The organism is Brevundimonas sp., assembly GCF_036732845.1.
GTDB lineage: Bacteria > Pseudomonadota > Alphaproteobacteria > Caulobacterales > Caulobacteraceae > Brevundimonas.
The window spans coordinates 25,863-49,877 of record NZ_DAINBO010000017.1 but is presented as its reverse complement, the minus strand read 5'-3'; the positions used below and the strand labels follow the sequence as shown (position 1 = coordinate 49,877).

The 24,015-nt window shown below is 69.9% G+C and carries 24 protein-coding genes; 10 read left to right on the top strand and 14 right to left on the bottom strand.

Going from position 1 to position 24,015, the window contains the following annotated elements:
* Positions 1 to 104: 104 nt before the first annotated feature.
* Complete coding sequence (mdh, locus tag V7D63_RS08135) at positions 105 to 1,067, top strand: malate dehydrogenase (RefSeq protein ID WP_333591767.1); 963 nt, start codon at positions 105 to 107, stop codon at positions 1,065 to 1,067.
* A 61-nt stretch (positions 1,068 to 1,128) separates the two neighbouring features.
* On the opposite strand, the gene V7D63_RS08130 is transcribed toward mdh, so the two are convergent.
* Both V7D63_RS08130 and zapE read right to left on the bottom strand, forming a co-directional pair.
* Positions 1,129 to 1,671, bottom strand: a complete 543-nt coding sequence (locus V7D63_RS08130; RefSeq protein ID WP_333591766.1) for a YbjN domain-containing protein — start codon at positions 1,669 to 1,671, stop codon at positions 1,129 to 1,131.
* A gap of 35 nt (positions 1,672 to 1,706) precedes the next feature.
* The gene (gene zapE / locus V7D63_RS08125) at positions 1,707 to 2,807 is read right to left on the bottom strand and encodes a cell division protein ZapE (protein ID WP_333591765.1); all 1,101 of its coding nucleotides are present in this window, start codon (positions 2,805 to 2,807) and stop codon (positions 1,707 to 1,709) included.
* 145 nt (positions 2,808 to 2,952) lie between these two features.
* On the opposite strand from zapE, the gene V7D63_RS08120 reads away from it, so the two are divergent.
* Together V7D63_RS08120 and rarD are read left to right on the top strand one after the other, a co-directional pair.
* Positions 2,953 to 3,999, top strand: a complete 1,047-nt coding sequence (locus V7D63_RS08120) for an aspartate-semialdehyde dehydrogenase (protein WP_333591764.1) — start codon at positions 2,953 to 2,955, stop codon at positions 3,997 to 3,999.
* Positions 4,000 to 4,178: 179 nt separating this feature from the next.
* Positions 4,179 to 5,105, top strand: a complete 927-nt coding sequence (rarD, locus tag V7D63_RS08115; RefSeq protein WP_333591763.1) for an EamA family transporter RarD — start codon at positions 4,179 to 4,181, stop codon at positions 5,103 to 5,105.
* On the opposite strand, the gene V7D63_RS08110 is transcribed toward rarD, so the two are convergent.
* Positions 5,106 to 6,227, bottom strand: coding sequence for a serine hydrolase domain-containing protein (locus V7D63_RS08110; protein ID WP_333591762.1), 1,122 nt, complete (start codon positions 6,225 to 6,227; stop codon positions 5,106 to 5,108).
* 151 nt (positions 6,228 to 6,378) lie between these two features.
* A complete protein-coding gene (locus V7D63_RS08105; protein ID WP_333591761.1) occupies positions 6,379 to 7,638 on the bottom strand; it encodes a TIGR03862 family flavoprotein in 1,260 nt (419 codons plus the stop codon).
* 174 nt (positions 7,639 to 7,812) lie between these two features.
* On the opposite strand from V7D63_RS08105, the gene greA reads away from it, so the two are divergent.
* Positions 7,813 to 8,289, top strand: coding sequence for a transcription elongation factor GreA (gene greA / locus V7D63_RS08100; protein ID WP_333591760.1), 477 nt, complete (start codon positions 7,813 to 7,815; stop codon positions 8,287 to 8,289).
* A 6-nt stretch (positions 8,290 to 8,295) separates the two neighbouring features.
* On the opposite strand, the gene V7D63_RS08095 is transcribed toward greA, so the two are convergent.
* Complete coding sequence (locus tag V7D63_RS08095; protein WP_333591759.1) at positions 8,296 to 9,930, bottom strand: leucyl aminopeptidase; 1,635 nt, start codon at positions 9,928 to 9,930, stop codon at positions 8,296 to 8,298.
* Positions 9,931 to 10,072: 142 nt separating this feature from the next.
* Between V7D63_RS08095 and V7D63_RS08090 the strand changes: the two genes are divergently transcribed.
* Positions 10,073 to 10,411 carry a PilZ domain-containing protein gene (locus tag V7D63_RS08090; RefSeq protein ID WP_333591758.1) on the top strand — a complete coding sequence of 113 codons (339 nt, stop codon included), beginning with the start codon at positions 10,073 to 10,075 and terminating at the stop codon, positions 10,409 to 10,411.
* Positions 10,412 to 10,476: 65 nt separating this feature from the next.
* On the opposite strand, the gene V7D63_RS08085 is transcribed toward V7D63_RS08090, so the two are convergent.
* The 3 genes from V7D63_RS08085 to V7D63_RS08075 all read right to left on the bottom strand — a co-directional run bounded on the left by V7D63_RS08085 (position 10,477) and on the right by V7D63_RS08075 (position 14,821).
* Positions 10,477 to 11,451, bottom strand: a complete 975-nt coding sequence (locus V7D63_RS08085; RefSeq protein ID WP_333591757.1) for an acyl-CoA thioester hydrolase/BAAT C-terminal domain-containing protein — start codon at positions 11,449 to 11,451, stop codon at positions 10,477 to 10,479.
* 90 nt (positions 11,452 to 11,541) lie between these two features.
* Positions 11,542 to 12,393: an HAD family hydrolase gene (locus tag V7D63_RS08080; RefSeq protein ID WP_333591756.1), complete on the bottom strand. Its 852-nt coding sequence runs from the start codon at positions 12,391 to 12,393 to the stop codon at positions 11,542 to 11,544.
* A 100-nt stretch (positions 12,394 to 12,493) separates the two neighbouring features.
* The gene (locus V7D63_RS08075) at positions 12,494 to 14,821 is read right to left on the bottom strand and encodes a sensor histidine kinase (protein ID WP_333591755.1); all 2,328 of its coding nucleotides are present in this window, start codon (positions 14,819 to 14,821) and stop codon (positions 12,494 to 12,496) included.
* Positions 14,822 to 14,945: 124 nt separating this feature from the next.
* On the opposite strand from V7D63_RS08075, the gene V7D63_RS08070 reads away from it, so the two are divergent.
* From V7D63_RS08070 to V7D63_RS08060, 3 genes are all read left to right on the top strand, one after another.
* Positions 14,946 to 15,359: a metallopeptidase family protein gene (locus V7D63_RS08070; RefSeq protein ID WP_333591754.1), complete on the top strand. Its 414-nt coding sequence runs from the start codon at positions 14,946 to 14,948 to the stop codon at positions 15,357 to 15,359.
* 160 nt (positions 15,360 to 15,519) lie between these two features.
* Positions 15,520 to 15,942, top strand: coding sequence for a DUF2141 domain-containing protein (locus V7D63_RS08065; RefSeq protein ID WP_333591753.1), 423 nt, complete (start codon positions 15,520 to 15,522; stop codon positions 15,940 to 15,942).
* A 200-nt stretch (positions 15,943 to 16,142) separates the two neighbouring features.
* On the top strand, positions 16,143 to 17,621 hold the full coding sequence (locus V7D63_RS08060) for a carotenoid oxygenase family protein (RefSeq protein WP_333591752.1): 1,479 nt from the start codon (positions 16,143 to 16,145) through the stop codon (positions 17,619 to 17,621).
* A 1-nt stretch (position 17,622) separates the two neighbouring features.
* Here the strand turns inward: V7D63_RS08060 and V7D63_RS08055 are convergent, their stop codons facing one another.
* Positions 17,623 to 18,381, bottom strand: coding sequence for a LytTR family DNA-binding domain-containing protein (locus tag V7D63_RS08055; RefSeq protein WP_333591751.1), 759 nt, complete (start codon positions 18,379 to 18,381; stop codon positions 17,623 to 17,625).
* Positions 18,382 to 18,666: 285 nt separating this feature from the next.
* On the opposite strand from V7D63_RS08055, the gene V7D63_RS08050 reads away from it, so the two are divergent.
* Entirely contained in the window at positions 18,667 to 19,101 is a 435-nt protein-coding gene (locus V7D63_RS08050) for a DUF2306 domain-containing protein (RefSeq protein WP_442882126.1), read from the top strand.
* A gap of 33 nt (positions 19,102 to 19,134) precedes the next feature.
* Here V7D63_RS08050 and V7D63_RS08045 read toward each other — a convergent pair whose 3' ends face one another.
* Positions 19,135 to 19,932 (bottom strand): enoyl-ACP reductase FabI, encoded by a 798-nt coding sequence (locus V7D63_RS08045; RefSeq protein WP_442882125.1) that lies wholly within the window; start codon positions 19,930 to 19,932, stop codon positions 19,135 to 19,137.
* Between the two features lie 231 nt (positions 19,933 to 20,163).
* Between V7D63_RS08045 and V7D63_RS08040 the strand changes: the two genes are divergently transcribed.
* A complete protein-coding gene (locus V7D63_RS08040; protein ID WP_333591748.1) occupies positions 20,164 to 20,343 on the top strand; it encodes a Flp family type IVb pilin in 180 nt (59 codons plus the stop codon).
* A gap of 80 nt (positions 20,344 to 20,423) precedes the next feature.
* On the opposite strand, the gene fabB is transcribed toward V7D63_RS08040, so the two are convergent.
* The 4 genes from fabB to V7D63_RS08020 all read right to left on the bottom strand — a co-directional run bounded on the left by fabB (position 20,424) and on the right by V7D63_RS08020 (position 23,989).
* Positions 20,424 to 21,653, bottom strand: coding sequence for a beta-ketoacyl-ACP synthase I (fabB, locus tag V7D63_RS08035; protein WP_333591747.1), 1,230 nt, complete (start codon positions 21,651 to 21,653; stop codon positions 20,424 to 20,426).
* A 36-nt stretch (positions 21,654 to 21,689) separates the two neighbouring features.
* On the bottom strand, positions 21,690 to 22,235 hold the full coding sequence (gene fabA, locus V7D63_RS08030) for a 3-hydroxyacyl-[acyl-carrier-protein] dehydratase FabA (protein WP_333591746.1): 546 nt from the start codon (positions 22,233 to 22,235) through the stop codon (positions 21,690 to 21,692).
* Between the two features lie 250 nt (positions 22,236 to 22,485).
* The gene (gene metK, locus V7D63_RS08025; protein ID WP_333591745.1) at positions 22,486 to 23,682 is read right to left on the bottom strand and encodes a methionine adenosyltransferase; all 1,197 of its coding nucleotides are present in this window, start codon (positions 23,680 to 23,682) and stop codon (positions 22,486 to 22,488) included.
* A gap of 88 nt (positions 23,683 to 23,770) precedes the next feature.
* A complete protein-coding gene (locus tag V7D63_RS08020) occupies positions 23,771 to 23,989 on the bottom strand; it encodes a hypothetical protein (RefSeq protein WP_333591744.1) in 219 nt (72 codons plus the stop codon).
* Between the last annotated feature and the right edge of the window lie 26 nt (positions 23,990 to 24,015).

The window sequence follows — 24,015 nt, the reverse complement described above, 5'->3', positions numbered from 1 at the left end:
GGCGGCGGAACGGCAATCGCCCGCCTTGCGGCCAAGCGCCGCCGGGTCTAGACCCGCCGCCATCTTCCCCTTTTCGCAATCGCAACACGACCCGGAGACACCCCATGGCTCGCGCGAAGATCGCCCTCATCGGCGCCGGTATGATCGGCGGCACCCTGGCCCACATCTGTGCGCGCGAGGCGCTGGGCGACGTGATCCTGTTCGACATCGCCGAGGGCACGCCCCAGGGCAAGGCGCTGGACATCGCCGAGGCCACCGCCGTGATCGGGACCGACGTGGCCCTGAAGGGCGCCAATGACTATGCCGACATCGCCGGGGCCGACGTCTGCATCGTGACGGCGGGCGTGCCGCGCAAGCCGGGCATGAGCCGCGACGACCTGATCGGCATCAATCTGAAGGTCATGAAGGCCGTGGGCGAGGGCATCAAGGCGCACGCCCCCAACGCCTTCGTCATCTGCATCACCAACCCGCTGGACGCCATGGTCTGGGCCTTGCAGAAGTTTTCGGGCCTGCCGAAGGAAAAGGTCGTCGGCATGGCCGGGGTGCTGGACTCGGCCCGCTTCGCCTATTTCCTGGCCGAGAAGACCGGCGTGTCGGTGCAGGACATCCACGCCTGGACCCTGGGCGGTCACGGCGACGACATGGTGCCGATGGTGCGCCACTCGACCATCGGCGGCCTGCCCCTGCCCGACGCGGTCGCCGCGGGCCTGATGAGCCAGGCCGAGCTGGACGCCATCGTCGACCGCACCCGCAAGGGCGGCGGCGAGATCGTGGCCCTGCTGAAGACCGGTTCGGCCTTCTACGCCCCGGCGGAATCGGCCGTGGCCATGGCCCGCTCCTACCTGCTGGACCAGAAGCGCGTCCTGCCGTGCGCCGTCTGGGTGTCGGGCGAATACGGCCTGAACGACCTCTATGTCGGCGTGCCCGCCCTGATCGGCGCCTCGGGCGTGGAGAAGGTGATCGAATTCACCACAAACGCCGACGAGAAGGCCATGCTGGCCAAGTCGGTGGACTCGGTGAAGGGGCTGATCGAGGCCTGCAAACAGGCCGACCCGTCGCTGGCCTGACCGGCCGCGAGGATCGAACGGATCGGGGGCCGCGGCGACGCGGCCCCTTTTTCGTGCGCGGTTACTGCGCCGGGGCCGGGGCGGGCGCGGCCGTCGGGGCGGCGGTGGAGAAGCCCATGGCGTTGGCGAACTTGTCCAACTGATTGGCCCAGGTCGCGGTGGGGTCGTTGATCTGCTCGACGCCGGTGGTGGTCAGAAGAACGTCGTACTGGGCCACCGCGCGGGCCGGGGTGTCGCCGACGGGGGCGATGTAGAAGGCCTTGATGAAGCGATTGTCGCGGTTCCAGTCGTTGATCTTCTCCGGGGTGATCTGGGCGCTGGTGAAGATGCTGGAGAACTGGATGTCGTCGCACAGCTCGGCCCCGCAGGTGTAGAACCACAGGGTCCAGTCCAGGCGGCCGTCATTGACGGGGATGAAGCGGCGGCCGGCGACTTCCTGGGTTTCGCCGACGATGGCGCCGATGCTTTTCAACCAGTCCGAGGCGGCCGAGGGCGCGACGCCGATGCCGGCCGCCTGGGCGGGCGCGGGGGCGGCGGGGGTCTCTTGCGCCAGGGCGGGCGCAGCGAGGATCGACAGGGCGGCGGCGAGGGGGATCAGGCGCATTCTGAAGGACTCCGGTTTCACGTCGTTTCTAACCCTCAAGCGGCCGGGTGCGCCAGCCAGTCGGCGCCTGACATTTCCGCCAGCCGGGACGCGGTGCGTTCAAACTCGAAGGCGCCGACGCCGCTGGGATACAGGGCGTCCGGCGCGGTCTCGGCCAGGACCACCAGCCGGGTCTTGGCCTCGTACAGGGCGTCGATCAGGGTGACGAGGCGGCGCGCCTCATGGTGGCTGGCGGGCGACAGGCGCGGAACCCCGTCCAGGAACAGGGTGTGAAAGCGCGCGGCGATCGCCAGATAGTCGCGCGGTCCCAGCGGCCGGGCGCACAGTTCGGCGAAGGTCGCGCGGGCCAGGCCGCCGACGGTGCGCGCGATGACGACGTCGCGGCCCATGACGGCCAGGTGGGCGGCCTCTTCGGTCTCTTCGCCCTTCAGTTCGGACCACAGGGATTCAAAGGTGGCGCGGTGGTCGGCGTCGTCGGGGCTGAACCAGACCCGGCGGCCCTGAAGCCGCTCGCGGCGCCAGTCGCGCTCTCCGGCCACGGCCACGACCTCGCACTTGTCGCGGATCAGATCGATGAAGGGCAGGAAGAGCTGGCGGTTGATGCCGTCGCGATACAGGTCGCCCGGCTCGCGGTTCGAGGTCACGGCCAGCACCACCCCCTGCTCGAACAGGGCCTGGAACAGCCGGCCCAGGATCATGGCGTCGGCGATGTCGGTGACCTGAAGCTCGTCGAAACACAGCAGGCGCGATTCCGAGGCGATCAGGGCGGCGACGGGGGCGATGGGGTCGTCGCCCTTGGATTGGCCGAAGACCGCCTGGCGGGTCTTTCTGTCGCCCTTGCGCCACTGGCCGATCAGGTCGTGGACGCGGGCCATGAAGGCGTGGAAATGGGCGCGGGACTTGTTCGGTTCGGGCGCGCAGGCGAAGAATAGGTCCATCAGCATGGACTTGCCGCGCCCCGGCGGTCCCCACAGATAGACGCCGCGCACATCGGGCCGGGCGCCGAACAGGCCCTTCTTCGTCAGGTCGGCCTCCAGCCGCTCCAACGCGCCCAGCGCCGCCGTCTGGGCCGGGTCCAGGCTGAGGCGCCCGTCTTTCAGACGCTGATCGAAGGCGCGGCGGATGCGGGAGGGCATATCCTTCGCATTAAAGGCGCCCGCGCGGGCTGAAAAGCGATTGCTTCGCGCCTGCGAAGGCCTACATCGAAAGCCTCACATTCATCGCGTTCAAGCCGCAAGGGACCGCGTCCCGAGCGGCAGCGCGTCCGAAGGACCAGCAAAGATGAGCTATCGCGTCGCCGTCGTGGGCGCCACCGGCAATGTCGGCCAGGAGATGATGAACATCCTGGAGGAGGTGCGTTTCCCGGTGTCGGAAATGCACGCCATCGCCTCGCGCAAGTCCAAGGGCGTCGAGGTGGCCTTCGGCGACCGGACCCTGAAATGCCAGGACCTGGAAAGCTTCGACTTCTCCACGGTCGACATCGTGCTGATGAGCGCGGGCAAGGAGGTGTCCAAGGCCTGGTCCGAGAAGATCGGCAAGGCTGGTCCCATCGTCATCGACAACTCTTCGGCCTTCCGCATGGACCCGGATGTGCCGCTGATCGTGCCCGAGGTGAACCCGGACGCGGTCAAGGACGCGACCAAGAAGAACATCATCGCCAATCCGAACTGCTCGACCATCCAACTGGTCGTGGCGATGAAGCCGCTGCATGACGCGGCCGGGATCAAGCGGGCGGTGGTCTCGACCTATCAATCGGTCTCGGGCGCCGGCAAGGCGGGGATGGACGAGCTGTGGACCCAGACCAAGGCCATCTACGGCCTGGGCGACGCCACGCCGAAGAAATTCCCCAAACAGATCGCCTTCAACGTCATCCCCTACATCGGCGACTTCCGCGACGACGGCTACACCGACGAAGAAGCCAAGATGTGGGCCGAAACCCACAAGATGCTGGACCCGAACATCAAGCTGACGGTGACCTGCGTGCGCGTGCCGGTGTTCGTCGGCCATTCGGAGGCGGTGACGCTGGAATTCGACCGCCCGATCGCGCCGGACGAGGCGCGGGCCATCCTGCGCGATGCGCCGGGGGTGCAGGTGATCGACAAGCAGGAGCACGACGGCTACGTCACCCCGATCGACGCGGCCGGCGAATTCGCCGTCTATGTCAGCCGCATCCGCAAGGACCCGACGGTCGAGCACGGCCTGTCGCTGTGGGTGGTGTCGGACAATCTGCGCAAGGGCGCGGCCCTGAACGCGGTGCAGATCGCCCAACTGCTGGATGAGACCGGGGTCATCAAGCCCGCCGACGGCTATCGCTCGATCGCGGTGTGATGTCGCGTCCTTCTCCCCTTCGGGGGAGAAGGTGGGCGCCGGAGGCGCTCGGATGAGGGGGCTGGTCGCCGCCCACCTCGTCCAGAGAAGAGGTCGCGACCGGCATCCCCCTCATCCGTCATGCGCCGCATGACACCTTCTCCCCCGAGGGGAGAAGGAGCCGAAGCTTTAGACAGTCGATGACCGCTTCTCCGTCCGACAATCCTCGCGCCGCCCTGTTCTCGGCCTTCGGCTGCTATGTGCTGTGGGGGCTGATGCCTCTGTTGTTCATGGGTCAGCACGCGGCCGGGTTCGACGCGCTGGAGATCCTGGCCCATCGCACGGTGTGGGCGGCGCCGGTGGCGGCCCTGCTGGTGCTGGCGGCCAGGCAGGGCGGACAGGTCGCGGCGGTGTTCCGCGATCCGAGGACGCTGGGCTGGCTGGCCCTGTCGACGGTGCTGATCGGGACCAACTGGGGCGTCTATGTCTGGGCCACGACGCATCAGGCGACGCTGGAGGCCAGCCTGGGCTATTACATCAACCCGCTGCTCAACATGGTGGTGGGGCTGTGGCTGTTCCGCGAGCGGATCGACCGGTTCGGCTGGATCGCCGTAGGCCTGGCGGCGGTCGGGGTGCTGTTGCAGGCCCTGGCCCTGGGGCGGCCGCCATGGATCTCGCTGATCCTGGCGGTGTCGTTCGCCACCTATGGCGTGATCCGAAAACGCGTGCCGGTCGAGGCCCAGGCCGGACTGCTGGTGGAATGCCTGTTGCTGGCGCCGTTCGGGGTGGTGTGGCTGTTGTGGCTGGCCCAGACCGGCCAGGGCGTGGCCTTCGACGATCCGGTCCATTGGCTGTGGGCGCTGGCCAACGGCCCGGCGACGGTTCTGCCCCTGGCCCTGTTCGCCTGGGCGGCGCGGCGGATGCCCCTGTCGACCCTGGGCTTCATCCAGTTCCTGGCTCCGACGCTGCAATTCGCCGTCGGCGTCTGGGCGGGCGAGGCGCTGACGCCGCTGAGGGTCGTCAGCTTCGCCTTCATCTGGGGCGGGGCGGCGGTGTTCGCGGCGGGCGCCCTGTGGCGTCGTCGGGCCGAGCGGCGGGCGCTGGCGGCCAGCGCGGAGCCGATCTAGCTAGAGCGCGGCGTACAGGGCGTCGATCAACCGCTGCGCCCTGGGGTCGCCGATCAGGTGGGGCGACTGGCGGGTCATGACATAGGCGGCCGAGACGCCCGTCGTCGGATCGGCGAAGGCGCAGGACCCGCCCCAGCCGCAGTGGCCCAGCGCGCCGTCGTTCGGGCCGAAGATGTCCAACCCCCGGTTCATCGTCCACCCGGCGGTCCAGCCCATGACGAAGGGCAGCACCCTGTCCTGGCCGTGGATGCGTTCGCGCCTGGCGGCGTCCAGCGCCGCTTCGGACAGGACCCGGCGCCCCTCGAAGGTCCCGTCGGTCAGCACCGCCAGGATGCGGGCCAGGTCCAACGCCGTGCCGTGCAGATTGGCCGAGGGGATCTCCATCATCCGCCATTCGGTCGAGCCGCGCCCGCCGGGGGCCGAGCCGCGATCCAGGAAGGCGGCCTTCTTGATGGGGTCGATGACGCCCAGGTCGGGCGCGGCCGAGGGCTTGCGAAGCTGGGCCACGCGGCCGTGTTCCGCCTCGGGCAGGCCGATCCACAGGTCCAGGCCGGGGAAGTCCTGACGCAGGGCCGTCCCCATGGTGCGGCCGTCGACGATGCGGAACAGTTCGCCCGCCAGATAGCCGATGGTGATGGGGTGATAGCCGCTGGCGGTTCCGGGCGGCCACATCGGCGCCTGGGCGGCGAGGGCGTCCAGCACCGCCTGGCGGTCGAACCAGATGGTCGGCTCGACCCCGTCGGAAAAGCCCGGCAGGCCCGACTGGTGCGACATCAACTGGCCGACCGTCAGCCGGTCTTTTCCGGCCTGGCCGAAGGCGGGCCAATAGGCGGCGACGGGCGTGTCGTAGTCCAGCAGGCTGCGCTCGACCGCCGTGGCGATCAGCAGGCTCATCACCGCCTTGCCGGTCGAAAAGACCGGGACCAGGGTGTGTTCGGTGAAGGGCTGGGTCTTGGCCGTGTCGGCGTGACCGGCCCACAGGTCCAGCACCGGTTCGCCGTCGATGCGGACGGAGAACCGCGCGGCCAGCTCGTTCAGACCCTCGGGCGCATCGGTGAAATTGGCGGCGAAGGCGGCCTTCACCGGGGCCAGCTTGGGGGGGCAGACGCCTTGGATTTCCATAGCCGTCTCCATACCCCATCCCTCTCCCGTTGGGAGAGGGCTTGAACGCCCAAGAGCCTGCAAAGGCGATTGGCGGCGTGAAAGGGTGAGGGTCGACTGGTGGGGGATGATCGGCGAACAGCCGACCCTCACCCTTTCGGCTGGCGCATCGCTATGCTCCGCGAGCCTCAAGCCCTCTCCCACCGGGAGAGGGGTCGGGTTGTTGGACCAGCCAGTCCAACGCCCCCGCCGCCGCGACGGCGCCCGAGGCGAAGGCGGCCTGGAGCAGATAGCCGCCGGTCGGGGCCTCCCAGTCCAGCATTTCGCCGGCCGCGAAGACGCCGGGCAGGGCGTTCAGCATCAACCGCGCATCGACCTGGTCCAGCCGTACCCCCCCGGCCGAGGAGATGGCGCGATCCAGCCCCTGCACGCCGATGATCGTCAGCCGCACGGCCTTGATGCGGCGGGCCAGCTTGTCGGCGCCGGCCGGGATGTCGCCGGGGATTTCGCGCAGCAGGGCGGCGGCGGCGGGCGACAGGCCGCCCGCCTTCCTCAGCCAGTTGGAGACGCTGTCCTTGCCGCGCGGTTTCGCCAGGCGGGCCGCCAGCGCCTCGACCGTCAGGTCCGGCCGCAGGTCGATCGTCAGGGCGGCCGCGCCGTCGCGGGCCACGGCTTGGCGCAGATCGGCCGACAGGGCGTAGATCGCCCCGCCCTCAAGCCCATAGCGGGTCACAATGGTCTCGCCGCGCACGGTGCGCGCGCCGTGGCTCAAGGCGACGGTCTTCAGCGGCAGGCCCGCGAACCGTTCGACCAGCACCGGCGACCAGGCGATGTCGAAGCCGACGTTGGATGGGGCGAAGGGGGCGACGGCCACGCCTCGTTCCTCCAGCCAGGGGCGCCAGCCGCCGTCGGAGCCGAGGCGCGGCCAGGCGCCGCCGCCCAGGGCCAGGATCACCGCCTCGGGACGCTCCAACCGTTCGCCGTCCGGCGTCTGAAAGACCAGGGCGCCGTCGCGCCAGCCCGCCCAGCGCGAGCGGACGCGGATCTCGACCCCCTGTTCGGCCAGCCGCGCCAGCCAGGCGCGCAGCAGGGGCGAGGCCTTCATGGCCTTGGGAAACACCCGGCCCGAAGAGCCGACGAAGGTCTCGGCGCCCAGGCCGTCGGCCCAGGCGCGCAGATCGGCGGCGGAAAAGGCGTCCAACCAGGCCGCCACGACCCCTCGCGCCTCGCCGTAACGGCCGAGGAAGCGTTCCGGCGGCTCGGAATGGGTCAGGTTCAATCCGCCGCGGCCGGCCATCAGGAATTTGCGCGCGACCGAGGGCATGGCGTCGTGAACCACGACGCGCGCGCCGCCGTGCGCCAGCCGTTCGGCCGCCATCAGCCCGGCGGGACCGGCGCCGACGACATGGACGGTGGGGGCGGGGGCGTTCATGCCCCTCTCCTAGAGCCTGATCGGTTAAGGAGGAAACGCGAAGCGTTTCCGCCGACGCCGTGAATCAGGCTCTCGCATGATGCGGGACCGAAATCTGAGCCGAGTTGGACGGCGTCCAACTCGGCCGATTTCGGTCTGGCCTGGAACGGTGCGCAACGGCATAGACTGTCGCCCATGAGCGTCGCCTTCACACGCGAAGAGGATCTGGAGGCCACGGCGGCGGACCTGCCGGATCGGCCCGTCTCGACGCATCCGAACCTGGTCACGGCCGAGGGGCTGGCGGCCATCGAGGCGGAGCTGGCGTCCGCGCGGGCGGCCTATGCGGCGGCCCAGGCCAAGGGGTCGATCGAGACGGACCGCACGGCCATGGCCCGGGCCACGCGCGATCTGCGCTATTGGTCGGCGCGCCGGGCCTCGGCGCAGTTGATCGAGACCCAGCCGGATGGCCGGGTGCGTTTCGGCGGCTCGGTGACCCTCTTACGCGAGGACGGCCGCACCCAGACCTGGCGCATTGTCGGCGAGGATCAGGCCGATCCGGCCAAGGGCAGCGTCAGCCACGTCTCGCCCCTGGCCCGCGCCCTGATGGGCAGACAGGTCGGGGACGAGACCCTGGTGGCGGGCCAGGCGGTCGAGATCACCGCCGTCGACTGAGACCGCTCAGCGTCCGCCCGCACCCTCGCCGCGCGGGATCGGGGTCCAGTCGCGCACGAACCGGTCCAGCAGCCGCACGCTGAAACCGGCCGAACCGGCGGGCTTCCAGTCGTTGGGACCGCCATAGGCCATGCCGGCGATGTCCAGGTGCGCCCAGGGCGTGTCGGGCCGCACGAAATTGCTGATGAACCAGCCGGCGGTGCCCGCGCCGGGACCGTCGCTGGAGTTCTTGATGTCGGCGATGGTCGAGCTGATGTCCGAGGCGTAGCTGGGGTGCAGCGGCAGGCGCCACAGGTTCTCGCCCGTCGTCCGGCCCGCCGCCGTGAGCTGGTCGGCCAGGGCGTCGTGGCGGGTCAGAAGCCCGGCGTAGTCGTCGCCCAGCGCCCCGACCACCGACCCGGTCAGGGTGGCGACGTCGACGATGGCGGCGGGCTGAAGGTTGGCCTCGGCCCAAGACAGGGCGTCGGCCAGGACCAAGCGGCCCTCCGCGTCGGTGGACAGGACCTCGATGGTCTTGCCGTTCATCGCCGTCAGCACGTCGCCGTTCCTGAAGGCGGCGCCGTCGGGCATGTTCTCGGCCAGGGCGGAAATGGCGACGACGTTCACCGGGGCGCCCGATTTGGCCAGGGCCAGCACCGCGCCGGTGACGCTGGCGGCGCCGGACATGTCCATCTTCATGTTCGCCATGCCCGCCGTCGGCTTGATCGACAGGCCGCCGGAATCGAAGGTGATGCCCTTGCCCACCAGGGCGATGGGGGGACCCTCGGGCGCGCCCTGGCCGCGATAGCGCACGATCAGCATGCGCGGCGGACGCGGCGAACCCTGGCCGACGCCCAGGATGGCGCCCATGCCCAGCCGCTCCATGGCCGGGACGTCCAACACTTCGATGGTCACGCCGGGCACGCCGCGAAAGGCGGCCTGGGCGCGTTCGACGAAGGTCTCGGGATAGACGATGTTGGCGGGTTCGTTGGAGATGTCGCGCGCCCAGGTCATGGCTTCGACCAGGGCCGCGCCGCGCCGCGCATACAGGGCCTGGGCCGCCGTCGCCTGGCCGGTGACCATCAGCACGGGACCGCGCTCGGCCGTGTCGCGCCCGCCGGTGCGGTACAGGTCCGACCGATAGTCGCCGATGCCCAGGCCGGCGGCGAAGTCCGAGGCTTGGGCGGGGGTCAGCCCCTCGGCCAGGACCGCGACCTGGCCCGCGTCGGACTGGACCGCGCGCCCGGCGACGGCGCCCGACATCTGAACGTCGTTCTCGGTCGGGGTCGCGCCTAGGCCGACGACCAGCACCCTGTCCCATTCGCCGACGCCGCGCAGCGACAGGGTCTGGCGCGCGCCATAGCCGAAACGGGCCGAGGTCAGGGCGCGGCCCAGGGCGGCGCGCCCTTCGGCGGTCAGGACGGCGCCGCGCGTCTCAAGCTCCGCCGCCGCCGACAGGGGCAGGACCAGGACGCCGCCCACGATCGGGGCGTCGGCGGCGAAGCGCACCGGCCGCTGGGCCGGAGCGGCGGCCACGCGCGCGTCGGCGACGACGGGAACCGGGCCGCGGCGAGCCTGGGCCTCGGCGGACGGCGCGGCCAGGACCAGGGCGAAGGCGGCGGGCGCGGCGGCGAAGGCCAGGCGGCGCAGGGCGACGGTCATGTTGAAACTCCCCTCGAAAATGAAACGGATCGGACTATGGCCAAGGTCGATGGCCGGGGGCAATGCGACCATCCGCGCCGATCAAATGCGACGGCGGCGGCGTTCACCGCGCATCCACCTTCGCCGTGCCTTGATGCGGGCCATGAGTTGGTTTTCGTCTGATCGCCCCGAACGCCGCGCCGAGCCGCGACGCGGCGCCAATCTGGCCGGGGTGGTGGTCGCCTCGGGGCTGGAGGTCGGCTGCGTGATCGTGGACGTGTCCGACAACGGCATGCGGGTCCGTCTGAGCCGCAACCTGTCGCTGCCCGAACAGGTGACGGTGGTCGAGATCGGCGCGGGCCTGGCGCACGAGGCGCGGGTGATCCGACGCGACGGCCATGAGGCGGGGCTGAAACGCCAGGGCCAGACGCGCCTGGGCGGCCTGGTCCCGGCCCGGCTGACGGCGGCGCGCGAAGCCTGGATCAGGGCGGGCGGCCGCTAGACGCAGCCCATCCTCCCCCGCGAGGCGGGAGAGGATGTCGCGGCCGGATCTGAACCGATCAGATCTTAGGGGTTCAGGGTCTGGGCCAGGAAGGCGACCACCTTGGGCCAAGCGTCCTGACGGGCGGCGGCGTTGGCTTCGGGGGTCCCGCCGCTGCGGTGGGCGTCGCGCGGCCCGCCGTCGCCGATCAGGTCGTGACCGGCCTCGGGATAGATCAGGGCGACGGTCGCGCGGCCCGCCGCCGCGCGCGACGCGACGATGTTCTGGGCCTGGCGAACCGAGTTCCACTGGGCGTCCTGGCCGCCCGCGATCAGCATCAGGGCGCCGCAATAGGCTTCGACCGGAATGCGGGCCTCGGCCTCTTTTTCGGGATGATCGGCGCGGCCGTTCTCATGGATGGCGCGCAGGTCGGCGGCGGGACCGGCCAACAGCCCCTCGACGAAGCCGCGATAGGGCATGAAGGGCAGGGCCTGGCCGTCGAACGCGAACGAGGAGCGCGTGCCCTCGGCCTCGACCGTCTCCAGACCCCAGCCCTCCCAGACGACGTCCGAGGGCGTATAGGCGACGACGGCGTCGATCCAGTCGTAACGACTGGCCGCGATCAGGGCGAATTCGGACCCCTTGGAGCCGGCGAACAGGCCGAACCGTTCGACGTCGGCGCCGGGCATGGCGGCCACGGTCTGGCGCAGGCGGGCCAGTTGATCGACCGGAATGTCGACGAAGCTGCCGGCCAGTTCGGGCAGGGCCTTGGGCGGGCCGTACTGGCCCCAGTCGGGCGAATAATAGGGCAGGCCGACCGCGACATAGCCCAGCCGCGCCAGGATCGGGCCGAACCGTTCGCCCGCTTCGGTCCCGCCGTCGGCGCCGTGCAGGATGACCACCACCGGCCGCGACCGGTCGTCGTCCAGCCGCCAGGCGGCGGCGTGCGGGAAGCCCGCGATCGGCGTCTTGGTCACCTCTTGCGCCAGGGCGGGCGCGGCGACGCCCAGCATCAGGGCGGCGCCTAGGGCGCCGAACAGGCGGCGGGTCGGATGAAGCATTGGGGTCTCCCGTCGGCGGACAATCCGCCGTTTCAGGAGTACAGTCGTCGCCGATGCGCCGTGTGGATGCAGGCCGCGTTCAGATCACCCTCAGGCCGCCGGCATGGCGCCTTCGTTGATGGCGATGCGGCCGATCAGCCCCTTGACGATCAGGTCCAGGGGCGAGCCTTCGCGATAGTCGGCGGCGGCGACGAAATTGACCCGGTCTTCCGAGATCAGGCCGTAGATCTTGTCCTGGTCACGCTTGGAATTGCGCGGATCATAGACGGCGATCGAGAAGCCGCCCTTGGTGTGCATCATCTTCATGGTCGGCACGTCGGTGTCGCCGTCGCCCAGGAAGATCATCCGCTCGAACGGCACCGGCCGGACATCGTCGGGGGTGAAGCGGTTGATCCGCTCGTGCTCGTAGTGGTTCAGCACGCCCTTGTTGATGCGGAACAGATACTGGGTCTTGGTGGTGTAGTTGACGCCCACCGCCGGCCAGATGGCGACGCCGTCGCGGTCATAGACGAATTTCGACGCGAAGACGTGGCGGAAGGCGTCGCGGATCGGGCAGCCGTCGATCATCTCCTCCAGACCGGCCGAGACGATGTAGTGCTCGATCTCCAGGCCGTATTGGGCGCCGAAGGCGTCGATGCGCTCGAACCAGCCGGGACCGGTCAGATCGGTCTTCAGCCCGTCGAACAGCTTCACGTCCTGGCCGTGCTCGCGCAGCATCTTCTTGGTGATCGGCTCGCCGTTCTCACGCGCGCGCTGCAACATCAACTGCATGTACATCAGGATGTTGTCGCCGTCGGATTCACGCGTCAGCCGGTCGGCCTCGCCCCAGAAGTCGCCGATGCCCATGCCGACCGAGGGGATGAAGGTCACCTCCTGCATGTTGCCGCGCGCCAGGGTGCCGTCGAAATCGTAGATCAGGGCGGTCTTGAGGGGGGCGGCCATGGGAGGCTCCGAGGGGGTTAGGGTTTAGGGCTTAGGGCTTAGTGAAGTTCGGCTCAAGCGGCCGAGCGCTCCCTAAGGCCTAAGTCCTGCCTCCTAAGCCCTAGCCCAGCCGCGCCTCCGGCGTCGCCGCGTCCGAGGCGGCGTTCAGCGGCAGATGCAGGATGAAGGCGGCGCCCTTGCCCGGTTCGCTCTCGACCTCGGCCCAGCCGCCGTGCAGCTCGGTCAGGGCCTTGACCAGGGCCAGGCCGACGCCGGGACCGCCGCGTTCGCGCCGCACGAAGCGGTCGAAGACGTGGGGTTGCAGGTGATAGGGGATGCCGCGGCCGGTGTCGGCGACGCGGATGCGCGCCTCGCTGGACGAGGCCTCGGCCGACAGGGTCACGGCGCCGCCCTCGGACACGGCGCGGGCGGCGTTGTCGAGCAGATGGTCCAGGGCCTGGCGGATGCGGGCCGCGTCGGCGCGGATCGACGTCAGGCCGGGGTCGCTGGTCACCGTCAGGGTCGCGCCGCGCCCCTCGATCCGGGCGCGCACCGCCTCGGCCGCCTGATCCAGAAGGTCGCCGAGGCGCACGTCGTGCAGGCCCAGCTCCATCTCTCCGGCGTCGATCTGGGCCATGTCCAGGACGTCGTCGATCGAACGGGCCAACTGGCTGGCGGCGATGCGGATGGCGCCCGCGTGCTGGCGGCTGCGCTCGGGCAGGTCGCCCATGGATTCCAGCAGTTCGGAATAGCCGACGATGGTGGTCAGGGGGGTGCGCAGCTCATAACTGACCGAGCCGACGAACTCGCGCTTCAGGGCCTGGCTTTCGGCCAGGGCCGCCTCCTTGGCTGACAGGGCCTGCTCCAGCTCGCGCCGGGCGGTGACGTCGGAAAAGGCCACCAGGGTGGCGCCGTCGGGCAGGGGGCGGGTGCGCCAGGCGGCGATGCGGCCGTCGGCGGTGCGGCCCTCTCCGGCCACGGCGACGCGGCTTTCGGGATCGGGATCGGCGACGCGCGCCTTCAGCCCCATCCACAGGCCGGGATCGGGCAGGACCGCCTTGCAGGCCTCGGCCACGGCGCCGAAGTCGCCGGCCTGCTCCAACTGGTCGGCGGTGAGACCCCAGAAGGTCTCGAAGGCCTCGTTGTGCAGGCGCAGGCGGCCGTCCGAACCGAACACGGCGACGGCGTCGTTCAGCTTGTCCAAGGTCGCGGTCTGGACCTGGATCTGGGCGTTGTAGCGGCTGCGCAGTTGCAGCTCGTCGGTGATGTCCGAGAACAGCAGCAGGATGCCGCCCAGGGGGTGCGGTTGACGCACCAGGCGCAGGGTGCGGCCGTCGGGCAGGGACCAGCCGTCGTCGGGCGCGGCCTCGGCCGCTTCATAGAAGGCCAGTTCGCGCGCCTTCCAGCCGGCGTAGTCGATGACCTCGGGGATCTGGCGGCGCTGGCGCAGCCGGTCCAGCAGCTCGGCGTGGGTGGGGCGGTCGTCCAGCCAGGCCGGGTCCAGGTTGAACAGGGTCTGGAAGGCGGTGTTGTGAAAGGCCAGCCGCTTGGACGGGCCGAAGATGGCCACGGCGTCGGCCAGGTGGTTCAGCGTCTCGTCATGGGCCTCGACGTGGCGGCGCAGGGTGTCGCGCGTCTCTTCGGCGTCGGTCATGTCGATGGCGAAGGCGATGACGGCGCCGGTCCCGCCGGGCGCGGGTTCGGCGACGACCTTCCAGGCGCGGCGACGGCCGCCCGAGGAGGTCCAGCGGAAGCCCTCCTGGCGCATGCCGCTGCGGCCCGCCTCGGCGGTCAGGTTTTCGACGCCGCGATCGAAACTGAGATTCCTGTCGCGGGCCGCGTCCAGGTCGGCGGCTCCGACCTCGGCCAGCCAGGCGCGGTTGGCCCAGGCCAGGCGTCCGGCGGCGTCGACCACCCAGGTCGGCGAGGGCGAGGCGTCGGCCAGCAGGCCCAGGCCGCTTTCGACCGCCCCGGCCAGGGCGCCGACGCGCGGCTCGGCGCCGACGGCGTCCAGCGGCGACAGCTTCAGCCAGGCCTGACCCGCCACGGCGCGGCCCGAGACGCGCCACGGCCCGTCCTCGGCGGGCAGGACGGCGTCGAAGGATTCGCCCCGTTCGATCAGGGCGGCCATGGGTTCGGCGTGCAGACGCGACAGGGTCTGACGGGCGATCTCGGGGTCCTGGACCCCCAGGGCCGCATAGAGGGCGGCGACGCGCTCGGGCGGTCCCAGAGGATCGGCCGGGCCGTCCAGCGGCAGGCGCACCTCGTCGAAGGCGGCCAGGGCGCCGTCGCGGCGGGCCAGGGCCTGGCGGGCGTCGGCGGTCTCGGTCTCGGCGACGGCCTCGCGGGTCAGCAGGCGCGCGCGGGCGCGCCACGCCCAGACGCTGAGCGCCAGGGCCAGGCCGCAGGCGCCCGCGGTGGCTGCATAGGCGATGTCGGCCTCGGCCATCTCCTCACCCGCTAGACCGATCCGGCTCGATACGAATCGAATTCACCATACGGCAATTCGGCTCCGCGCCGAGGGGCTAAGCCGCCGCATTGCGGCGGGGCGCGTCGCCGCCGATATGTCGGACATGAGCACGGACTGGACCGACTGGGCGGCGCCCTCTCTCGACGATTTCGCGGCCCTGGCGCGACGGGCCTTCGACGACCTGCCCCGGGTGTTCCGCGACGCGGCGGGCGAGGTGGTGATCCGCGTCGACGACTTTCCCGACGATAAGACCCTGGACGAGATGGAGATCGACGATCCGTTCGGCCTGACGGGTCTGTATTCCGGCGTGGACATCGGCCGACGCGACGCCATGGGACCGGCGGCCGAGCCGTCGCGGGTGTTCCTGTACCGGCGGCCGATCCTGGATGAATGGTGCGAGCGGGGGAATGTGGGCCTGTACGACCTGATCGCCCACGTCCTGATCCACGAGATCGGCCACCACCTGGGCCTGTCCGACGACGACATCGACGCCATCGAGGCGGCCGCCGGAGAGTAGAAGACGGCCGCTGGCGCTTCGTGAACGACGCCGCCTGTTCGTTGGCGAAGACGGGGCGGTTCTCGCCGAATGCGCGGTGGCGGGGCGGCGGGGCGGCGGCCAGGGTCCGGTCATCGGGACCCGGCGGTCGGGTTCCTTCACGGATCAAAGAACACCTGCCATGAAGACCTTCGCTTTCGCCGCCGCCCTGGCCCTGCTGGCCGCCCCGGCCCTGGCGCAATCGGCCGCCCCCACGCGCATCGCCCTGACCTTCGAGGTCGGCGCCGAGACCGGCGCGGTCATGGTCGCCCTGTATGACAGCGAGGCGGCCTATTCCGGCGGTCGTCCGGTGCGCGCCGTCAAGATCGATGTCGCCGCCGGGGATCGGGTCGCGGCCTTCGACGGCCTGCCCGCCGGCGACTACGCCATGAAGGCCTTCCACGACGTCGACGGCGACGGGACCATGGACGTCAATCCGTTCGGCATGCCGACCGAACCCTACGCCTTCTCGAACAACGCCGTGGGCAACATGGGTCCGGCCGGTTGGGACCGGGCGCATTTCGCGGCCTCGGGCGACACCGCCCAGACCATCCGCATCCGGTGATTTTTCTTGTGGCCTAACGCTCGCGTCGCGGACGCTCGCTGCTTGAGGTCGCTTTTCTTGGCCTAACGCTCGGCTCACGGAGCCTCGCTGCTTGAGGCCATTTTTCTTGGCCTAACGCTCGCGTCGCGGACGCTCGCTGCTTGAGGCCATGTTTCTGAATTTAACGCGCGGCCCGCCAGGCCGATATCCGAGGACCCGCCATGATCCCGTCCCGCCGTTCCGTCCTGCTGGGCGCCGCCGCCGTTTCGGCCGCGATCGTCACCCCCGAGAAGAGCTTCGCCGCCGCCGCCCTGCGCGCGGTCGAGACCGGAGCGCCCGACTGGTCCCTGGCGACCGCCGACATCGAGACCGATGTCGCGCCGCGCGCCCTGACCCTGGTCCGGGGCCGTGCGCCCGATGGGCTGAAGGGCGTGCTGTACCGCAACGGGCCGGCCAAATTCCGTCGGCCGGGCGGCAGCGCCGCCCATTGGTTCGACGGCGACGGTCTGATCCGCCGTTTCGGCATCGAGGACGGCCGCGCCACCCTGGCCGCCCGTTTCGCCGACACGCCCAAGCGGCGCCAGGAAACGCGATTGGAGGCCATGGTCATGCCGGGCTTCGGCACACTGCCTGATCCACGCGCCCAGATCGGTTCGGCCGACGACGCCAGCGCCGCCAACACCTCGATCCTGCCGGTCGGGGACGCCGTCTGGGCGCTGTGGGAGGCGGGATCGCCCATGGCCCTGGACGCCGCCACCCTGGAGACGCGCGGCTTCGTCACCCTGAGACCCGACCTGAAGGCCATGCCTTTCTTGGCCCATCCGCGCATCGAGCCGGACGGCCGGGTGTGGAACCTGGGCCTGGGCGGCGCCCAGGCCGTCGTCTGGCGTCTGGCGGCGGACGGAGCGTTGGAGGACGCCCAGGTGATCCCCTTGCCGCGCGCCAGCTATATCCACGACTTCACCGCCACGGCGCGCCATCTGGTGATCGTGCTGCAACCCTGGGTGCATGCGCGCGACGTCATGCCTTTCTCGGCCGGCTTCGACTGGCGGCCCGAGACCGGGACCCAGGTGCTGGTGATCGACAAGGACGACCTGAGCCGCCGCCGCGTGCACGAACTGCCGGCGTTCGGCTTCTTTCATGTGGGCGACGCCTGGGAGGAGACGGACGGAACGATCCGCTTCGATGTCTGCGCCTATAAGGACATGGACTTCGCCGCGCGCGGCGCCCAGCAGATTCTGAACGGCGTGCCGCTCGGGGGAGAGCCGGCCGAATTGGCCATGGCGGTGCTGCCGCCGTCCGGGCCGGGGCGGTTGGAGCGAACCGGCGTGGCGGCCGAGTTCCCGCGCGGCGACGCGCGGCGGGCGGGCCAGGCGCGGCGCTTCACCCTGCACACCATCGGCGATACGCCGAACCGTCCGCTGGCCAGCGGTACGGGGGTGACGGACTGGGTCAGCGGCCGCACCCACGCCTTCGATTTCGGCGCCGATCACGTGGCCGATGAGATGGTCTATGTCCCCAAGGCGGGCGCGAGCGACGAGGCCGAGGCCTGGCTGGTCGGCTCGACGATCAATCTGAAGACGCGGGCGACCGAGCTGCACGTGCTGGACCTGGCCCGGATCGAGGACGGGCCGGTCGCCACCTGGACCGCCGACGTGGCGCTGCCGGCCACCTTCCACGGGACCTGGGTCGGGGGTTAGATCACCACCAGCCCTCGGCGCGCAGGCGCCGGGCGTGGACGCGGCTGACCGGGACCTTGAGATCGCCCTCCAGCGTCAGGACGGCGCGGCCGTCGCCCCGGCTGACGTCGCGCACGGCGTCCTTGGCGGCCCACCAGCTTCGATGCACCTGGGCGCCTTCCAGCCCTTCCAGTTCGGCCACGGCGTCGGACAGGCGCATCAGGATCAGGTCCGAGCCGCGATCGGTGTGCAGGCGCAGATAATGGTCCTCGGCTTGGACGGCGATCAGCCGCGCGCCGCGCAGCTTGGACGGCAGGCGATCCAGGAAACGGGCGGGCGGGGCGCCGGGCGCGGCGGCGTGGGTCTGGACCGTGCGGCCGCGCGCCAGGAAGACGTTCAGCACGCACATGGTCACGCTGACCACCGTGACGGGCAGCAGGAAGGCGGGCAGCCATTCCAGCGGATAGATCCGGTCTTCATAGACCAGGCCCGTGACGGCCCAGACCACCACGGTCATCGGCAGGCTGATCATGGTCGACATGACGGCCGAGGCCAGCCACGGCCGCTCAGCCGGGTCGATCCAGCGGCAAGTCAGCAGCGAACACAGATGCCCCCACAGTCCGCCGGTGACCATCAATGGAACCCAATAGGCCAGGCGCAGGGCCAGCGGCGGCTGGCCGTCGGTGAAGGCGTTGGACAAGGCCAGGAAGACGCCGGCGGTCACGGCGATCAACAGGCCCTGGACCATCTCTTTCAGCGACTGGATCAGCTTGGGGGTCATGATCGCTTGAGACCATGATTTGCCGACGAGCGAAACGGGGGCGCCGTTCGCGCTTCGTCAACGACACGGGCGACCGTTCACGAAGCCGGAACGGCCGTGGGCGAAGCCTCGGATGACGGCGGCCGCGGCGCGGGGCGAAAGGATGGTCCTCAACCGAGGGGAGCCGCCATGACCGACCAGACCGAAACCGCCCGCCGCCGCCGGATCACGCCGGGCGCCGTCCTGGGACTGCTGGCCGTGGGCGGCATCCTGGGCTGGGGCGTGTTGAAGGGCTACGCGATCCAGATGATGCGCGACCCCTCGGCCCTGGCCGGGACGATGCACGCGCCGGACTTCGGCCTTCTGGCCGAGGCGCCGGTCATGATCCAGGTCCATGTCGCGGGGGCGATGACGGCCCTGATGATCGGCACGGTGCTGTTGCTGGGAGTGAAGGGGAACCGGCTGCACCGGACCCTGGGCTGGATCTGGGTGATCGCCATGGCGACGACGGCGGTCAGCAGCCTGTTCATCCGCCAGATCAACGGCGGGAGCTTTTCCTTGATCCACCTGCTCAGCGGCTGGACCATCGTGGCCCTGCCGATGGCGGTGTACGCCGCGCGCCGCCACAAGGTGGCCGTGCACAGGAAGGCCATGACGGGCATGTTCGTCGGCGGCCTGCTGGTCGCGGGCGCTCTGACCTTCCTGCCCGGACGGCTGATGTGGCGGATGTTCTTCGGCTGAAAATTCCTTCTCCCCCGGAGGGGAGAAGAGGATTCAGCCCTCTTCGTCGCCCGACAGGCCCATCATGTGGAAGCCGGCGTCGACGTGGACGACCTCGCCGGTGGTCGAGAAGCCCAGGTCCGAACACAGCCACAGGGCGCAACCGGCGACGCCCTCCATGCTGGTGTCCTCCTTCATCGCCGACATGGCGCGGCCCTGGGCGATCATGCCCCGGCCGCCCGAGATGCCGGCCAGGGACAGGGTGCGCATGGCCCCGGCCGAGATGGCGTTGACGCGGATGCCCTTGGGTCCCAGGTCGCGGGCGATGTAGCGGGTGGCGGCCTCCAGCCCGGCCTTGGCCACGCCCATGGTGTTGTAGTTGGGAATGGCCCGCTCGGCGCCCAGATAGGTCATGGTGATCATCGCGCCGCCGTTCGGCATCAGCTTGGCCGCCCGTTTCGCCACATCGACGAAGCTGAACACCGAGATGTTCATGGCCAGCAGGAAGCTGTCGCGGGTGGTGTTGTCGATGAAGGAGCCTTGCAGCTCGTTCTTATTGGCGAAGGCCACCGAATGGACCACGAAGTCGAGGGTCCCGAAGGTCTTTTCCAGCTCGGCGAAGGCGGCGTCCATGGAGGCGTCGTCGGTGACGTCGCAGGGGATGATGGCCTTGGCCCCGACGCTCTCGGCCAGGGGGCGCACCCGGCGCTCCAGCCCCTCGCCCAGATAGGTGAAGGCCAGCTCGGCCCCTTGGGCGGCCAGTTGAGCCGCGATGCCCCAGGCGATGGAGTTGGCGTTCGCCACCCCCATGATCAGGCCCTTCTTGCCCTTCATCAGGGTTCCGGTCGGCATGTTCCAGGCGGATTCGGCGGCCATGGGGGGTGTCTCCGTTCGTGAGTACGGTCGTTCTGAACGCTCGCGCTCTCGGGGGCAAGATCAGTGCGCGGGCTTGTCCCGCTTCAGGCCGCGCCGCGGGATTGCCGCCTTCCGAGACCCTTGCGTGGCGGTTAACCAGGTCCGCTCATCACGATTTAAGCGGCCGGGCCTAGGGTCGGGTTCAGTCAACATGGACGGAACCGCCCGATGACCCGTTTTCTGCAACGCTTCGCCGCCGATGAACGCGGCGCGACCGCCATCGAATACGGCCTGATCGCGGCTCTGATCGCGGTGGTGATCATTTCGGCCGTGACCGCGCTCGGCTCGACCCTGAAGGTCAAATTCAACCGCGTCGTGACCGGAATGGGCGGCACGGCGGGGGCCTAAGCCTCTCCCAGAACCTGATTCATCGACGCGATCCAAGCCCGGTCGGACCTGTATCCGGCCGGGCCGATTTCGGTTCGGCGTCAGACCTTGGACAGGATCAGCGTGCCGTTGGTGCCGCCGAATCCGAACGAGTTGGACATGACGTGCTTCAGCGCGCCGTCGTGGCGTTGGCGCAGGATCGGCATGCCCTCGAACTCGGGGTCCAGGTTCTCGATGTGGGCGCTCTCGGCCGCGAAGCCGTGCTTCATCATCAAGAGGCAGTAGATGGCCTCCTGCGCCCCCGCCGCGCCGAGGCTGTGGCCGGTCAGGGACTTGGTCGAGGAGATCATCGGAAGGTCGTCGCCGAAGACGTTGCGCACCGCGCCCATTTCTTTGGAATCGCCGACCGGGGTCGAGGTGCCGTGCGGGTTCAGATAGTCGATGCGCGGGTTCCCGGCCATCTTCAGGGCCAGCCGCATGCAGCGTTCGGCGCCTTCGCCCGAGGGGGCCACCATGTCGTAGCCGTCGGAGTTGGCGGCGTAGCCGGTGACCTCGGCGTAGATGTGGGCGCCGCGCGCCACGGCCCGCTCGTATTCCTCCAGCACCACGATGCCCGCGCCGCCGGCGATGACGAAGCCGTCGCGGTCCTTGTCATAGGCGCGTGAAGCGACCGAGGGCGTCTCGTTGAAGTTGGACGACATGGCGCCCATGGCGTCGAACATGTTGGACATGGACCAGTCGATGTCCTCGCAGCCCCCGGCGAAGACCAAGTCCTGCTTGCCCCAGGCGATCTGTTCGGCGGCGGCGCCGATGCAGTGGGCGGAGGTCGCGCAGGCCGAGCTGATCGAATAGTTGATCCCCTTCAGCTCGAACCACGTCGCCAGCACGGCCGAAGGACCCGAGGCCATGGCCTTGGGCACGGCGAACGGGCCGATGCGCTTGGGCGAACCCTTTTCGATCGTGGTCTGGGCCGCTTGCAGGATGACCTGGGTCGAGGGACCGCCCTCGCCGACGATCAGGCCGATGCGCTCGTCCTTGATCTCGTCGGGGGTCAGGCCCGAATCCTTCAGCGCCTCCTCGAAGGCGATGTGGCCCCAGGCGGTGCCGTTGGCCAGGAAGCGGGCGGCGCGGCGATCGACGCGCTCGGCCCAGTCCTCGGCCGTCGCGCCCATGGACGGCGGCGCCCAGACCTGGCTGCGGAAGCCGTGGGCGATGTGATCGGGGGCGGATCGCACGCCCGACCGGGTTTCGCGCAGAGAGGCCGAGACCTCGTCCTGGCCCGTGCCGATGGAGGAGACGATGCCCAGTCCGGTGACGACCACACGCCGCATGGAGAAACCCTCTTAGTCCGTGTTCGCAGTCTAGGCTCAGTCGGCGCCGGGTTCGGCGCCGTCTTTCGTCGCACCGAACAGGCCGACGCGCATGTCGGTGGCGGTGTAGATGACCTCTCCGTCGGCCTCCAGCACGCCGTCGGCGATGCCCATGACCAGGCGGCGGTTGATGACCCGCTTCAGGTGGATCTTATAGACCACCTTCTTGACGTTCGGCTGGACCTGGCCGGTGAATTTCACCTCGCCGACGCCCAGGGCGCGCCCCCGGCCCGGCCCGCCGATCCAACCCAGGAAGAAGCCGACCAACTGCCACATGGCGTCCAAGCCCAGGCAGCCGGGCATGACCGGGTCGCCGATGAAGTGGCACTGGAAGAACCAAAGGTCGGGATGGATGTCCAACTCGGCCTCGACATAGCCCTTGCCGTGGTCGCCGCCGTCAGCCGAGATCTGGGTGATCCGGTCGAACATCAGCATCGGCGGGGCCGGAAGCTGGGCGTTGCCGGGTCCGAACAGCTCGCCCCGGCCCGAGGCCAGAAGGGCGGCGTGGTCGAAGGACGAGGGATATCGCGACGTCTGGGTCAAGCGCGGGCGCTCCGGTTGTTCGACAGCGGCCTACACGCTCGCGGCGGATGGCTCAACACACACGACACTCTCCCTCCCCTTTATGGGGAGGGTGGCTGAGCCTGTAAGGCGAAGACGGGTGGGGTGGAGGAGGCCGTATACGGCCGACGACGGGAGCGGCGCATCGCGCCGCGAGGATGATGGCTGTGGCCGCCGCCCCCCACCCGTCCGCTTCGCGTCCACTCTCCCCACAAGGGGGAGGGAGACTTTGTCAGATCAGCGCCTTCAGACGGTCGACCAGATCGGTCTTCTCCCACGAGAAGCCGCCGTCGGCCTGGGCGTCGCGGCCGAAATGGCCGTAGGCGGCGGTGCGGGCGTAGATCGGCTTGTTCAAGCCCAGGTGTTCGCGGATGGCGCGCGGGGTGGCGCCGCCGATCATGGCGGGCAGTTCGCGCTCCAGCACCGTCTCGTCGATCTTGCCGGTGCCGTGCAGGTCGACGTGGACCGATTGCGGCTCGGCCACGCCGATGGCGTAGCTGAGCTGGATGGTGCAGCGGTCGGCCAGGCCCGAGGCGACCACGTTCTTGGCGAGGTAGCGGGCGGCGTAGGCGGCCGAACGGTCCACCTTGGTCGGGTCCTTGCCCGAGAAGGCGCCGCCGCCGTGCGGAGCCGCGCCGCCATAGGTGTCGACGATGATCTTGCGGCCCGTCAGGCCGGTGTCGCCGTCGGGTCCGCCGATCTCGAAGATGCCGGTCGGATTGATGTGCCAGACGGTCTCATTGGTGATGAAGCCGTGGGGCAGGACGGCCTCGACCACCGGCTTGACCACGGCGGCCACCTCGGCCTGGGTCTTGCCCTTGGCGTGCTGGGTCGAGACGACGATGGACGTGGCGCGCACCGGCTTGCCGTTCTCGTAGAACAGGGTGACCTGGCTCTTGGCGTCCGGCTCCAGGATCGTGCCGCCCGCGTGGCGCAGATCGGCCAGCTTCTTCAGGATGCCGTGGCTGTAGGCCAGGGTGGCCGGCATCAGCTCGGGCGTCTCGTTGGAGGCGTAGCCGAACATGATGCCCTGGTCGCCCGCGCCCTCGTCCTTGGTCTCGGTGGCGTCGACGCCGACGGCGATGTCGGCCGACTGGCCGTGCAGGTGGTTCTTGAACTTGAAGCTTTCCCAGTGGAAGCCGTCCTGCTCATAGCCGATGTCGCGCACGACCTTGCGCACGATGGCTTCGATCTCGTCCTCGACGCCCGGCTCCCAGGCGTCCTTGCCGCTGTTCCACACGCCCTTGCCGCGGATCTCTCCGGCCAGGACCACGCGGTTGGTGGTGGTCAGGGTCTCGCACGCCACCCGCGCCTCGGGATCGCGGGCCAGGAAGAAGTCGACGACGGCGTCGGAGATCTGGTCGGCGACCTTGTCGGGGTGACCCTCGGAAACGCTTTCCGAGGTGAAGTGGAAGGAGGTGCGGGACAAGGGAACGGCTCCTGAAGCGGGAAGGCCGCCAGACATATAAAGATATGCTTATATGTTCAAGAGAGCTGTGACCCCACGGCCGTGCGCGTCAGACGCGGATGTCCAGCAGGGCGCCCGGCCGTTGTTCGCGGCGCGGTTCGGCCTGGGCCGTCGCGGCGGCATTCGGCGTGGCGGCGGGGGCCGTGACGGGCGCCTGGGCGCGGTCCAGGGCGGCGCGGAAGAAGGCGGCCTGGGCGGCCTTGACCCCGGCGGGGGCTGGGGCGGCGGTCGGGGGCGTCAGAGGCAGGTCGGGGCGCACGGCGGTCATGGGCCGAGGGTTAACGTCCGTGGTGG